The sequence below is a fragment of the Streptomyces sp. NPDC051320 genome, assembly GCF_040682175.1.
Lineage (GTDB): Bacteria > Actinomycetota > Actinomycetes > Streptomycetales > Streptomycetaceae > Streptomyces.
Genome location: NZ_JBFBAL010000001.1, coordinates 30,036 through 42,563, shown reverse-complemented (window position 1 = coordinate 42,563; position 12,528 = coordinate 30,036). Strand labels below are relative to the sequence as shown.

The window sequence follows — 12,528 nt, the reverse complement described above, 5'->3', positions numbered from 1 at the left end:
TGCACCCGATGTGTGCGGCCGCTCACCAACGGGTGGTTTGGACGGCCGTTATGGGCGCGGGTGTTCGCCCCGTCCGCGCGGTGCCGTAATCTCGAAGGCCGAAGCCCGTTGATTTCGGGACCTCGATCGACACCTTGGGGATGCACTGCGCATGACTGCGATTTCTCTCGGAATGCCGGACGTTCCGATCAAGCTCGCCGACCGCAGGGTCAGCCGGAAGATCCAGGTCGGGTCGGTGGCGGTCGGCGGAGATGCGCCGGTGTCGGTGCAGTCCATGACGACGACGCGGACCTCGGACATCGGTGCGACGCTGCAGCAGATCGCAGAGTTGACCGCTTCGGGTTGCCAGATCGTGCGGGTGGCGTGTCCGACGCAGGATGACGCTGACGCGTTGGCGACGATCGCGAGCAAGTCGCAGATCCCGGTGATCGCGGACATTCACTTCCAGCCGAAGTACGTGTTCGCCGCGATCGATGCCGGATGTGCCGCGGTGCGGGTGAATCCCGGCAATATCAAGCAGTTCGATGACAAGGTGAAGGAGATCGCGAAGGCGGCGTCGGATGCGGGCACACCGATTCGTATCGGGGTGAACGCGGGTTCGCTGGACGCGCGGTTGCTGCAGAAGTACGGAAGGGCGACTCCTGAGGCCTTGGTGGAGTCGGCGTTGTGGGAGGCGTCGCTCTTCGAGGAGCACGGGTTCCGTGACATCAAGATCTCGGTGAAGCACAACGACCCGGTGATCATGGTGAATGCGTACCGGCAGCTCGCGGCGCAGTCGGACTACCCGTTGCACCTGGGTGTGACGGAGGCGGGCCCGGCGTTCCAGGGCACGATCAAGTCGGCGGTGGCATTCGGGGCGCTGCTCAGTGAGGGCATCGGGGACACCATCCGGGTCTCGCTGTCGGCTCCGCCGGCCGAGGAGGTCAAGGTCGGCATCCAGATTCTGGAGTCGTTGAATCTTCGGCAGCGGCGCCTGGAGATCGTTTCCTGCCCCTCGTGCGGGCGGGCGCAGGTGGACGTGTACAAGCTGGCCGATGAGGTGACGGCGGGCCTGGAGGGCATGGAAGTGCCCTTGCGCGTCGCGGTGATGGGCTGTGTGGTGAACGGTCCGGGTGAGGCGCGTGAGGCCGATCTGGGTGTGGCGTCGGGCAACGGCAAGGGTCAGATCTTTGTGAAGGGTGAGGTCATCAAGACCGTCCCGGAGTCGAAGATCGTGGAGACCCTCATCGAGGAAGCCATGAAGATCGCCGAGCAGATGGAAAAGGACGGCGTGATGAGTGGCGAGCCCGAGGTCTCCATCAGCTGACCTGCGGTTTGTGACAAGAGGCCGGAGCCTGCCCCTGCCCGGGGGTGGGCTCCGGCCTCTTGCGTGTGCGGTGCTCCCCAACTTCTCCGGGTACAGTGCGGAGACCGGCGGACCGTCCGACTGCGCCCCCGAAGGGGCTTCTCGCACGACGCGACGGTCGAGCCCCGACCCGCTTCCTCAGGGGTGGGTGATAACGCTAGCAAGACGTGCGACGCCCTGTCGTTGCCCGTGAGGAGTGATGGAGCGGCTTTCGTGTTGACGCAGACGACGACCCGGGTTCTCGAACCGGGCGACCTCGACGCGGCGCTCGCCCTTCTGCACAGCGAGCCCGTCGTCAACGCCTTCGTCACGTCCCGGGTCCAGGTCGCCGGCCTCGACCCCTGGCGGCTCGGCGGCGAGATGTGGGGCTGGTACTCCGGCGGACGGCTCCGCTCGCTCTGTTATTCCGGTGCCAACCTGGTCCCTATCTGCGCCGGCCCGGAAGCCGTTCGTGCCTTCGCCGACCGCGCCCGACGAGCCGGCCGGCGCTGCTCCTCCATCGTCGGACCCGCCGAGCCCACCGCCCTGCTCTGGAAGCTGCTCGAACCGAGTTGGGGTCCGGCCAGGGAGGTCCGTGCCAGCCAGCCGCTGATGGTGACCGAGCAGCCGTCGCCCGATGTCCCGCCGGACCCGCTGGTCCGCCGGATCCGTAAGGACGAGGTGGACCTGATCATGCCGGCCTGTGTGGCCATGTTCACCGAGGAGGTCGGCGTATCGCCGACGGCGGGGGACGGCGGGCTGCTGTACCAGGCCCGGGTGGCCGAACTGGTCGGAACCGGCCGCTCGTTCGCCCGGATCGAGGACGGCAATGTGGTCTTCAAGGCGGAGATCGGCGCCGCAACCCCACGGGCCTGTCAGATCCAGGGCGTCTGGGTCGCCCCCGAGTACCGCGGCCAAGGTCTCTCCGAGACGGGCATGGCGGCGGTCCTGCGCTACGCGCTCACCGATGTCGCCCCCGTCGTCAGCCTGTACGTCAACGACTTCAACACGGCGGCCCGTGCGTCCTATCGCCGGGTCGGCTTCCGTGAGGTCGGCGCCTTCATGAGTGTGCTGTTCTAGCGCGGCGACGGGCTGTTCAGGGTCCGGGGTGGTGACGTTAGGGTGCCGACCATGGATGACGTAGTGGTCGGGCCCGTCGATCTCGCCGCGCGGGTCGACGAGGCACTGGCCGTGCAGGCTCTCGCGTTCGGGCTCACTGAGGACGAGGTCGGGGTGCGCCGCTACATCGTGCTGCGCCATCTGCAGAACCCCGGTGCCCGAGCCCTCGGCGCGACCACCGCCGACGGCCGGCTGGTCGCCTTCGTCTACGGGATGCCCAACGACCGCCGTCACTGGTGGTCGACGGTCGTGGAACCGTATCTGCGCCGCACCGGCACCGAGGGCTGGCTCAACGACTCCTTCGTGATCACCGAGCTGCACGTGCACCCCGACTTCCAGGGCCGGGGCATCGGTCGCACGCTGATCACCACCCTCACCGACGGGTCCCGCCTGCCGCGCTCGATCCTCTCCGCGATCGACACCGACAGCCCGGCCCGGGGCCTCTACCGGGCCCTCGGCTACACCGACCTCGCCCGGCAGGTCCACTTCCCGAGCGCCGGACTGCCATACGCCGTGATGGGCGCCCCGCTCCCGCTCCTGCGTCCGCTCCGTCCGGACGCCCACTAACCGATTTCCGCCCGCCCGCCGGGCCCGGTTAACCTCCTGACATCACTTACGGGGGTCCGGCGCATTGCATCCGGAAAGACAGTCCTCCGGAAAACTCCAGTCCTCCGGAAACACAGCCAAGCAGGAGAGTCACCATGGCCCAGGTCCAGCGCATGTCCCGGTTGATGGTCAAGACCTTGCGCGACGACCCGGCGGACGCGGAGACGCTCAGCCACAAGCTGCTGGTCCGCGCCGGTTACGTACGCCGTAACGCGGCCGGCATCTGGACGTGGCTGCCGCTCGGCAAGAAGGTCCTGGACAACATCTCCCGCGTGGTCCGCGAGGAGATGGACGCCATCGGCGCCCAGGAGGTCCTGCTCCCCGCGCTGCTCCCGAAGGATGCCTACGAGGCGTCCGGCCGCTGGGAGGAGTACGGCGACCTGCTCTTCCGCCTGAAGGACCGCAAGGGCGGCGACTACCTCCTCGGGCCCACCCACGAGGAGATCTTCACCCAGACCGTCAAGGACCAGTGCACGTCCTACAAGGACCTGCCGGTCATGCTCTACCAGATCCAGACCAAGTACCGGGACGAAGCGCGTCCCCGCTCCGGTGTGCTGCGCGGCCGTGAGTTCCAGATGAAGGACTCGTACTCCTTCGACACCACCGACGAGGGGCTCGCCGAGTCCTACCGGCTGCACCGCGAGGCATACATCAAGATCTTCCAGCGGCTGGGGCTCGACCACCGCATCGTCTCCGCCGTTTCGGGAGCGATGGGCGGTTCGGCGTCGGAGGAGTTCCTGGCACCGGCCGCGGCCGGCGAGGACACCTTCGTGGACTGCCCGAACTGCGACTACGCGGCCAACACCGAGGCCGTGACCTTCAAGGCGGCGCAGCCCGCGGCCGCCGAACACGGTCTCCTCGAGGAGCTGGACACCCCCGACACCCCCACCATCGAGTCCCTGGCCGAGCTGCTGGGCATCCCCGCGTCCGCCACGCTCAAGAACCTGTTGGTGAAGGTGGACGGCGAAATCGTGGCCGTCGGCGTCCCCGGCGACCGCGAGGTGGACCTCGGCAAGCTGGGCGAGCACCTGGCCCCCGCCGTCGTCGAGCTGGTCACGGCCGAGGACTTCGAGGGCCGTCCCGACCTGGTGCGCGGTTATGTCGGCCCGCAGGGACTGGAAAAGGTCCGTTACATCGCCGACCCGCGGATCGCGGCCGGCACGGCATGGGTGACCGGGGCCAACAAGCCCGACACCCACGCCCGGAACGTGGTCGCCGGGCGGGACTTCGAGGTCGACGACTACCTCGACGTCGTCGTCGTCGAGGCGGGGGACCCCTGCCCGTCCTGCGGTGCGGGCCTCCAGCTGGACCGGGCGATCGAGATCGGCCACATCTTCCAGCTGGGCCGCAAGTACGCCGACACCTTCCAGCTCGACGTCCTCGGCCAGCAGGGCAAGCCGGTGCGGGTCACCATGGGCTCGTACGGCATCGGGGTCTCCCGCGCGGTCGCCGCCCTCGCCGAGCAGTCGGCGGACGACAAGGGCCTGTGCTGGCCCGCCGAGGTGGCGCCCGCCGACGTGCACGTCGTCGCCGCCGGCAAGGCGCTGCAGACGGAGCTGGCGCTCGACGTGGCGGAGAGGCTGGGCGCGGCCGGGGTCCGGGTCCTGGTCGACGACCGTCCCGGTATCTCGCCCGGGGTGAAGTTCACCGACTCCGAGCTGATCGGTGTTCCGCGGATTCTGGTCGCCGGGCGGCGGTCGTCCGAGGGCGTACTCGAGCTCAAGGACCGGCGGACGGGTGAGCGCGAGGAGCTCACGGTGGACGAGGCGGTCGTGCGGCTCGCCGGCTGAGGGACCTGCGAGCCGAGTCGGTCCGGGGGCGGAGCCCCCGGACCGCTACAGCCAGCCCGCGAACTCCAGCAGCAGTTCCCCGTCCTGCCGCCGCCCGGCGGCCAGCGCCCGCACCCCCGACTCCACCGCCCGGAACAGCGTCCAGCCCCGCACTCGGTCGGCGTCCACCTCGAGTGAGTCCGCGAGGCGGTTCACCCGGCGCCGTACCGTCGAAGAGCCGACTGCGGCAGCGACCAGATCGTCCACCCGGTCGCGCACCAGCCGGGCCAGGTCGTAGGCGCGTTCCCCGACGAGCGGATCGGGGCCCACCGCCAGCCACGGTGTGCGTTCACCCGCGAGGACCTTGCTCTGCCGGAAGTTGCCGTGCAGCAGCACCTGCTCGGCGGGGGCCGCGGTCAGTTCGTCGCGGGCGGCCAGCGCGGCGTCCACCAGCGGGGCCACCAGGGGCTCGGCCGCCGCACGCATCGCGGCGGCCTGGCGCGCGCTCCGCTCGGGCACCGTTTCGAAGGGGTGGCCGGCCGGCGGCTCGATCCACAGTTTCCGTACCGTGCCCGCTGCCTCGAGCAGCGCTTTGGCCTCCGGCAGCGAATGCAGTGAGACCTCGGGGTGCAGCCGTTCGATCAGCAGCGCGGTGTCGTCTGCCGTGCCTTCGAGCAGCCGCACCGCGCCCCAGCCGTTCCAGTGCGCCAGCGCAGCCCGCTCGAGATCGGGCCGGGCGAACGCCGGTGCCACTTTGAGCACGGCGGGGTCCCCGTCGGTCTGCCGCACCAGAACGACCAGGCAGCTGCGGCCGCCCGGGGCCTGCACCCGCTCGGCCGTCAACTCCCGTACGTCGAGTGCCGCTTGCGTGGCGGTCGAAATCCGGCCCAGCCAGTCGTCGGCGGCGGCTTCCCCGTATGTCTCGCCGAGCGCCCTGACAAGCCGCTGCGGCGGTTCGAAAGTCATACGTGCGTGGTTCCCTTTCCGGCACTGGGGGCTGCCCGCTCGACGAGCCCCGGAAAGGCTACGCTGCCGCCGCCCCGCCAGCGCACCGCCCGCACCGCCGCCTCCCGCAGCGCGAGCGCCGCTTCGTGCCGGAGCGGCCCCCGGGCGGCACGCACCAGATCCGAATAGACATCGGCCACCCGGTCCTCCAGATCCGCGGCCAGCCGCACCGCGTCGGCGGAACCGGCCACCGCGAAGGGCAGGGCATAGGCGGCCGACCCGGCGACCGGCCTGCCGCCCAGGTCGCGCACGGTACGGGCCAGCGAGTCGCGCCGGGCGCGGTGGGCGTCGTACGCCTGGCGGGCCTCGGTGAGCCTGCTGGGGGCGATCCGGCCGCCGACGACCCCGTAGCCGTACACGGCCGCGTGTTCGGCGGCGAGCGCGGCCTGCGCCGCCTCCAGCGAACTCATCAGTAGTCACCCCGCGACAGCAGATAGGCGTGGACGGAGGAGGCGGCGGCGACCGAGGCCAGCAGCCTGGCCAGCTCCGGCGGTGCCTCCAGGAGCGCGGCAACATGGGCGTCGGCTGTGTGCCGCTCGGCCGCGGCCAGCGCCGTCACCGCGGCGCCGGGGTCGGCCGGGACCGCCGGGGGAGCCGCGGCGGCCGTCGCCGAAGGCGTGGGTCGTAGGGACGGGCGGGGCGTCGCTCCGGTCACCGGCGACAACGCCTTGACGTGCTGGGCGACCGCGTCGCGCAGCGGCCTCGCCAGCCGGTCGGTCCGCGCATCGGTGTGCCGTGCGAGCACCGCGTCGTAGAGCGCGAGCAGCGCCCCGCTGGTCCGTGCCGAGCGCTGCCGCAGTGCGTCCGTGGCGTCAGGTGCCGCCGCACCCTGTGTACGGTGTGCAGCGGGCCGGTCCGAACAACCGGTCAGCAGACCGGCCCCGGTGACGCCCGTCACGCTCAGCAGGTGTCTGCGTGTGGTCCCCGTGCGCCGCACCTGTTCTCCTGGCCCCTCGAAGTGATCACCGCTGGCGAGCGTACCTGCGAGGCAATGGCGGCAGGACGGCAACACCCCCGGCGACCGGATACCCTTTGATCCGACACGCGACGATCCCACAACAGCACACGCGGCCGAGGAGTCACCCGGATGAGCACCACCCAGAGCGAGAGGCTGCGCGGGCTGCTGGAACCGCTCGTCGCCGCCAAGGACCTGGATCTGGAAGAGATCGACGTGTCCCGGGCCGGCCGCCGCGGTGTACTGAGGGTCGTTGTGGACTCCGACGAGGGCGTGGAGCTCGACACCTGCGCCGAGCTGAGCCGCGCCATCTCCGAGAAGCTCGACGCGAGCGACGTGATGGGCGAGGACGAGTACGTCCTCGAGGTCAGCTCGCCGGGCGCGGACCGCCCGTTGTCGGAGCACCGCCACTACGTACGGGCCACCGGCCGCCTGGCCAAGCTGACACTGCACGAGGACGGCGAGCTGATCGCCCGCATTCTCGGCGTGGACGACGAAGGGCTCGACCTCGAAGTGCCGGGCGTGAAGGGGCGCAAGCCCACCGCCCGCCGGGTCACCTTCGCGGAGATCGCCAAGGCACGTGTCGAGCTCGAGTTCAACCGCAAGGACAAGAAGGAAGAGGAGGCGTAGCCATGGACATCGACGTAAAGCTTCTGAAGGGCTTGGCGAAGGAGAAGGAGATTTCCTTCGACCTGCTGGTCGAGGCGATCGAGTCGGCCCTCCTCATCGCCTACCACCGCACCGAGGGAAGCCGCCGCCTCGCGCGCGTCAGCCTGGACCACGACAACGGTCACGTGACGGTCTGGGCGAAGGAGGACCCGGCGGATCTCGAAGAGGGCCAGGAGGCCCGGGAGTTCGACGACACCCCGTCCGACTTCGGCCGGATCGCCGCGACCACGGCCAAGCAGGTCATCCTGCAGCGGCTGCGGGACGCGGAGGACGACCTGACGTTCGGTGAGTACGCCGGGCGTGAGGGCGACGTCGTCGCCGGCGTCGTGCAGCAGGGCAAGGACCCGCGGAACGTACTGGTCGACATCGGCAAACTGGAAGCGATCCTGCCGGTGCAGGAGCAGGTGCCGGGCGAGAACTACACCCATGGCCTGCGGTTGCGCACCTATGTGGTGCGGGTCGTCAAGGGCGTCCGCGGCCCGTCCGTGACGCTGTCGCGCACCCACCCGAACCTGGTGAAGAAGCTCTTCGCGCTGGAGGTCCCGGAGATCGCCGACGGTTCGGTGGTCATCGAGGCCATCGCCCGCGAAGCCGGTCACCGGAGCAAGATCGCGGTCCGGTCCACCCGGTCGGGGCTCAACCCGAAGGGCGCCTGTATCGGCCCGATGGGCAGCCGTGTGCGCAATGTCATGGCCGAACTGCTCGGCGAGAAGATCGACATCGTGGACTGGTCGGACGACCCGGCCGAGATGGTGGCCAACGCGCTCTCGCCGGCCCGGGTCAGCAAGGTGGAGATCGTCGACCTGGGAGCCCGCTCCGCGCGGGTCACGGTCCCCGACTACCAGCTCTCCCTCGCCATCGGCAAGGAAGGGCAGAACGCCAGGCTGGCCGCAAGGCTGACCGGCTGGCGCATCGACATCCGCCCGGACACCGAGCAGACGCCGGAACAGGCGCCGGACCGCATGTCCGACCAGGACTGAACGGCCCGCTCCCGCCCGGCTCCGCAGAAACCGGAAAAGATCAAGACAACATCCGTTCGATTTCCGCCCCCCATGGGTGAGGTCGCTACGGGGAGGTAGACTTAAAAGTGTCTGGCCGGACAGCTGCTCCAGTCTGCCCTGAGCGAACCTGCGTGGGATGCCGGGAGCGTGCGGCCAAGAGCGATCTGCTGCGCATCGTGGCGGTGCAGGGGGTTTGCGTCCCTGATCCGCGCGGTACGCTGCCCGGCCGGGGTGCGTATCTGCATCCCGCCTCGGTCTGCCTCGATCTGGCGGTCCGCCGCCGGGCGTTCTCCAGGGCCTTCAAGGTCCGGGGACCGCTCGACAGTGCGGCGCTGTACCAGTATGTCGAGCAGGCAGCACCGTAAGACAGAGAACGGCACGGGACCCCGTGCGGTCAGGTACCTCGCGAGTTGGAAGTAGGTCGAGATTGCGATGAGCACTCGATGAGTACGCGATGAGTACGCCCATGAAGTAGCGACGGTCCGGCGGTAACCCGGACCTAAAAGGAGCGAAGTGGCTAAGGTCCGGGTATACGAACTCGCCAAGGAGTTCGGGGTTGAGAGCAAGGTCGTCATGGCCAAGCTCCAAGAACTCGGTGAATTCGTACGTTCGGCGTCCTCGACGATCGAGGCGCCGGTTGTACGCAAGTTGACTGACGCTTTGCAGGGGCCCGGCGGCAACGCCGGCAAGTCCGCTGCCAAGCCCGGCGCGCCTCGCAAGGCCGCGCCGTCACCCGCCAACCGAGCGGGTTCTTCCGCCGCAGCGCCGTCCCCGGCCGCCGCGGCACGTCCTGCTGCCCCGAAGCCCGGTGCCCCGGCCGCCAAGCCGGCCGCCGCCGAGGCTCCGCAGAGCAGCACCCCCAGCAGCCCCGCGGCGCCGTCTCCGGCTGCCCCGGGTCCCCGTCCGGGTCCGAAGCCCGCAGCGGCCAAGCCCGCTCCGGCGGCTCCGGTTCCCGCCGCCGAGTTCTCGGCTCCGGAGCCCGCGGCGCCGCAGGCCCCGCGTCCCGCGGGTGCCACGCCGGGTCCCCGTCCCGCCGGTGGGTCCTCCCGCCCGGGCCAGGGCGGCGGCCAGCGCGATGCCGGCCAGCGTGGCGAGCGTCCGGCCCGTCCCGCAGGTCAGGGCGCACCGCGCCCCGGCGGCAGCCGTCCGGCCGGTCCCCGTCCGGGCAACAATCCCTTCACCTCCGGCGGCTCCACCGGTATGGCGCGCCCGCAGGCGCCCCGTCCGGGCGGTGCCCCGCGCCCCGGTGGCGGTCAGGACCGCCCCGGCGGCCCGCGTCCGCAGGGTGGCCCCGGCGGAGCCCCCCGGCCGCAGGGCCAGGGCGGCGGCCGTCCGAGCCCCGGTGGCATGCCCCGTCCGCAGGGAGGTGCCCCGCGACCCGGCGGCGCCCCCGGCGGTAGCCGCCCGAACCCCGGCATGATGCCGCAGCGTCCCGCCGCGGCTCCTCGCCCCGGTGGCGGTCCCGGTGGTGGCGGTCGTGGTCCCGGCGGCGGCGCAGGCCGTCCCGGCGGCGGCGCCCGTCCCGGCGGTGGCGGTGGCTTCGCCGGCCGTCCGGCAGGTCCTGGCGGCGGCGGTCGTCCCGGCGGTGGCGGCGGCTTCGGCGGTCGTCCCGGCGGTGCTCCCGGCGGTGGCTTCGGCGGTCGTCCCGGTTTCGCGGGCCGTCCTGGTGGCCCCGGCGGCCGTGGTGGCACACAGGGCGCGTTCGGCCGTCCCGGCGGGCCCGCCCGCCGTGGCCGCAAGTCGAAGCGGCAGAGGCGCCAGGAGTACGAGTCGATGCAGGCGCCGTCGGCCGGTGGCATCATGCTGCCCCGCGGCAACGGACAGTCCGTCCGCCTGTCGCGCGGTGCCTCCCTCACCGACTTCGCGGAGAAGATCAACGCCAACCCGGCGTCGCTCGTCGCCGTGATGATGAACCTCGGCGAGATGGTCACGGCCACCCAGTCCGTGCCCGACGAGACGCTGAAGCTGCTCGCGGACGAGATGAGTTACGTCCTCGAGATCGTCAGCCCCGAGGAGGAGGACCGCGAGCTGCTCGAGTCCTTCGACATCGAGTTCGGCGAGGACGAGGGCGGCGAAGAGGCTCTGGTCTCCCGTCCGCCGGTGGTGACCGTCATGGGTCACGTCGACCACGGTAAGACCCGACTGCTCGACGCGATCCGCAAGACCAACGTCATCGCGGGCGAGGCCGGCGGTATCACCCAGCACATCGGTGCGTACCAGGTCTCCTCCGAGGTCAATGGCGAGGACCGCAAGATCACCTTCATCGACACCCCGGGTCACGAGGCGTTCACCGCCATGCGTGCCCGTGGTGCCAAGTCGACCGACATCGCGATCCTTGTGGTGGCGGCCAACGACGGTGTGATGCCCCAGACGATCGAGGCGCTGAACCACGCCAAGGCGGCCAACGTGCCGATCGTGGTCGCGGTCAACAAGATCGACGTCGAGGGCGCGGACCCGGCCAAGGTGCGCGGTCAGCTCACCGAGTTCGGTCTGGTGGCCGAGGAGTACGGCGGCGACACGATGTTCGTCGACATCTCCGCCAAGCAGGGTCTCCACATCGAGTCCCTTCTGGAGGCCGTCGTCCTCACCGCCGATGCCGCGCTCGACCTGCGGGCCAACCCGGAGCAGGACGCGCAGGGCATCGCGATCGAGTCCCACCTCGACCGCGGCCGTGGTGCCGTCGCGACCGTCCTGGTCCAGCGCGGCACCCTGCGGGTCGGCGACACGATGGTGGTCGGCGACGCGTACGGACGAGTCCGCGCGATGCTCGACGACAAGGGCGAGAACGTGGAAGAGGCGGGTCCCTCGACCCCGGTCCTCGTCCTCGGTCTCACCAATGTCCCGGGCGCCGGCGACAACTTCCTGGTCGTCGACGAGGACCGTACGGCCCGCCAGATCGCCGAGAAGCGTGCCGCGCGTGAGCGCAACGTCCGCTTCGCCCGCAAGGGTGTCCGGTTCTCCCTGGAGAACCTGGACGAGGCGCTCAAGGCCGGTCTGGTCCAGGAGCTCAACCTCATCATCAAGGGCGACGCGTCCGGTTCGGTGGAGGCTCTCGAGTCCTCGCTGCTCCAGCTCGACGTCGGCGAAGAGGTCGAGATCCGGGTCCTGCACCGCGGTGTGGGCGCGGTCACCGAGTCGGACATCGACCTGGCGACCGGCTCCGACGCGATCGTGATCGGCTTCAACGTCCGTGCGGCAGGCCGTGCCGCGCAGATGGCCGACCGCGAAGGTGTGGACGTCCGGTACTACTCGGTCATCTACCAGGCGATCGAAGAGATCGAAGCGGCCCTCAAGGGCATGCTCAAGCCGGAGTACGAAGAGGTCGAGCTCGGCACGGCGGAGATCCGCGAGATCTTCCGCTCGTCCAAGCTGGGCAACATCGCCGGTGTGCTGGTCCGCTCCGGAGAGGTCAAGCGCAACACGAAGGCGCGGCTGCTGCGCGATGGCAAGGTCATCGCGGAGAGCCTCACCATCTCGGGTCTGCGCCGCTTCAAGGACGACGTCACCGAGATCCGCGAAGGCTTCGAGGGTGGTATCAACCTCGGAAACTTCAACGACATCAAGATCGACGACGTCATCGCGACGTACGAGATGCGCGAGAAGCCCCGCGGCTGATCCGCGCACCTCGGTTGATCCGTAGCGTGTCGGTCGGGGCCGCTCGGCGGGAGTTATATCCGTCGAGCGGCCCCGGCCGTTGCGTGTACGGTTCTGGTGTCCCTGCCATCCGGTTGGCGGGGCACGACCCCGAACCGGCGGGATATCCGGACGTGCATGTATGTGGGGACACTGTCCTTCGATCTGCTTCTCGGCGACGTACGGTCGCTGAAGGAGAAACGCTCCGTCGTCCGGCCGATCGTCGCCGAGCTCCAGCGGAAATTCGCGGTGAGCGTGGCAGAGGTCGGCGACCAGGATCTTCATCGCAGGGCCCGGATCGGGGTCGCGATGGTGGCCGGGGACACGGGGCATCTCACCGAAGTACTCGACCGGTGCGAGCGACTTGTCGCTGCCCGGCCGGAAGTGGAGCTGCTGTCCGTACGACGGCGGCTGCACGGCGACGAAGACGACTGAGCAAGGTAAAGG

The 12,528-nt window shown here is 70.2% G+C and carries 12 protein-coding genes; 9 read left to right on the top strand and 3 right to left on the bottom strand.

Annotated elements, in window-relative coordinates; genetic code table 11:
• Window positions 1–151 precede the first annotated feature (151 nt).
• The 4 genes from ispG to AB0M87_RS00160 all read left to right on the top strand — a co-directional run bounded on the left by ispG (window position 152) and on the right by AB0M87_RS00160 (window position 4,839).
• The gene (ispG, locus tag AB0M87_RS00175; RefSeq protein ID WP_365848854.1) at window positions 152–1,306 is read left to right on the top strand and encodes a flavodoxin-dependent (E)-4-hydroxy-3-methylbut-2-enyl-diphosphate synthase; all 1,155 of its coding nucleotides are present in this window, start codon (window positions 152–154) and stop codon (window positions 1,304–1,306) included.
• Between the two features lie 252 nt (window positions 1,307–1,558).
• Window positions 1,559–2,404, top strand: a complete 846-nt coding sequence (locus AB0M87_RS00170) for a GNAT family N-acetyltransferase (protein WP_365848852.1) — start codon at window positions 1,559–1,561, stop codon at window positions 2,402–2,404.
• 51 nt (window positions 2,405–2,455) lie between these two features.
• Complete coding sequence (locus tag AB0M87_RS00165) at window positions 2,456–3,010, top strand: GNAT family N-acetyltransferase (protein WP_365848850.1); 555 nt, start codon at window positions 2,456–2,458, stop codon at window positions 3,008–3,010.
• Window positions 3,011–3,144: 134 nt separating this feature from the next.
• Window positions 3,145–4,839: a proline--tRNA ligase gene (locus AB0M87_RS00160; RefSeq protein WP_365848849.1), complete on the top strand. Its 1,695-nt coding sequence runs from the start codon at window positions 3,145–3,147 to the stop codon at window positions 4,837–4,839.
• Between the two features lie 45 nt (window positions 4,840–4,884).
• Here AB0M87_RS00160 and AB0M87_RS00155 read toward each other — a convergent pair whose 3' ends face one another.
• The 3 genes from AB0M87_RS00155 to AB0M87_RS00145 are packed head-to-tail and all read right to left on the bottom strand — an operon-like array spanning window position 4,885 to window position 6,760.
• Window positions 4,885–5,784 (bottom strand): aminoglycoside phosphotransferase family protein, encoded by a 900-nt coding sequence (locus AB0M87_RS00155; protein WP_365848848.1) that lies wholly within the window; start codon window positions 5,782–5,784, stop codon window positions 4,885–4,887.
• Window positions 5,781–6,233, bottom strand: a complete 453-nt coding sequence (locus AB0M87_RS00150) for a ferritin-like domain-containing protein (protein WP_365848847.1) — start codon at window positions 6,231–6,233, stop codon at window positions 5,781–5,783. Before AB0M87_RS00150 ends, AB0M87_RS00155 begins: the two co-directional genes overlap by 4 nt.
• Window positions 6,233–6,760: a hypothetical protein gene (locus tag AB0M87_RS00145; protein WP_365848846.1), complete on the bottom strand. Its 528-nt coding sequence runs from the start codon at window positions 6,758–6,760 to the stop codon at window positions 6,233–6,235. The genes AB0M87_RS00150 and AB0M87_RS00145 overlap by 1 nt, the downstream gene beginning before the upstream one ends.
• Before the next feature lie 150 nt (window positions 6,761–6,910).
• On the opposite strand from AB0M87_RS00145, the gene rimP reads away from it, so the two are divergent.
• The 5 genes from rimP (at window position 6,911) to AB0M87_RS00120 (ending at window position 12,516) form a co-directional block, all read left to right on the top strand.
• Window positions 6,911–7,408 (top strand): ribosome maturation factor RimP, encoded by a 498-nt coding sequence (gene rimP / locus AB0M87_RS00140; protein WP_365848845.1) that lies wholly within the window; start codon window positions 6,911–6,913, stop codon window positions 7,406–7,408.
• A 2-nt stretch (window positions 7,409–7,410) separates the two neighbouring features.
• Window positions 7,411–8,427, top strand: coding sequence for a transcription termination factor NusA (gene nusA / locus AB0M87_RS00135; protein ID WP_365848844.1), 1,017 nt, complete (start codon window positions 7,411–7,413; stop codon window positions 8,425–8,427).
• 107 nt (window positions 8,428–8,534) lie between these two features.
• Window positions 8,535–8,813: a YlxR family protein gene (locus AB0M87_RS00130; protein ID WP_365848843.1), complete on the top strand. Its 279-nt coding sequence runs from the start codon at window positions 8,535–8,537 to the stop codon at window positions 8,811–8,813.
• Window positions 8,814–8,961: 148 nt separating this feature from the next.
• Window positions 8,962–12,063 (top strand): translation initiation factor IF-2, encoded by a 3,102-nt coding sequence (infB, locus tag AB0M87_RS00125; protein WP_365848841.1) that lies wholly within the window; start codon window positions 8,962–8,964, stop codon window positions 12,061–12,063.
• Window positions 12,064–12,219: 156 nt separating this feature from the next.
• On the top strand, window positions 12,220–12,516 hold the full coding sequence (locus AB0M87_RS00120) for a DUF503 domain-containing protein (RefSeq protein ID WP_365848839.1): 297 nt from the start codon (window positions 12,220–12,222) through the stop codon (window positions 12,514–12,516).
• Window positions 12,517–12,528 lie beyond the last annotated feature (12 nt).

Coding starts and splice junctions, on each gene's coding strand:
- AB0M87_RS00155 (WP_365848848.1), bottom strand. CDS start 5,784: ATGACTTTCGAACCGCCGCAGCGGCTTGTCAGGGCGCTCGGCGAGACA.
- AB0M87_RS00150 (WP_365848847.1), bottom strand. CDS start 6,233: ATGAGTTCGCTGGAGGCGGCGCAGGCCGCGCTCGCCGCCGAACACGCG.
- AB0M87_RS00160 (WP_365848849.1), top strand. CDS start 3,145: ATGGCCCAGGTCCAGCGCATGTCCCGGTTGATGGTCAAGACCTTGCGC.
- nusA (WP_365848844.1), top strand. CDS start 7,411: ATGGACATCGACGTAAAGCTTCTGAAGGGCTTGGCGAAGGAGAAGGAG.
- rimP (WP_365848845.1), top strand. CDS start 6,911: ATGAGCACCACCCAGAGCGAGAGGCTGCGCGGGCTGCTGGAACCGCTC.
- ispG (WP_365848854.1), top strand. CDS start 152: ATGACTGCGATTTCTCTCGGAATGCCGGACGTTCCGATCAAGCTCGCC.
- AB0M87_RS00165 (WP_365848850.1), top strand. CDS start 2,456: ATGGATGACGTAGTGGTCGGGCCCGTCGATCTCGCCGCGCGGGTCGAC.
- AB0M87_RS00120 (WP_365848839.1), top strand. CDS start 12,220: ATGTATGTGGGGACACTGTCCTTCGATCTGCTTCTCGGCGACGTACGG.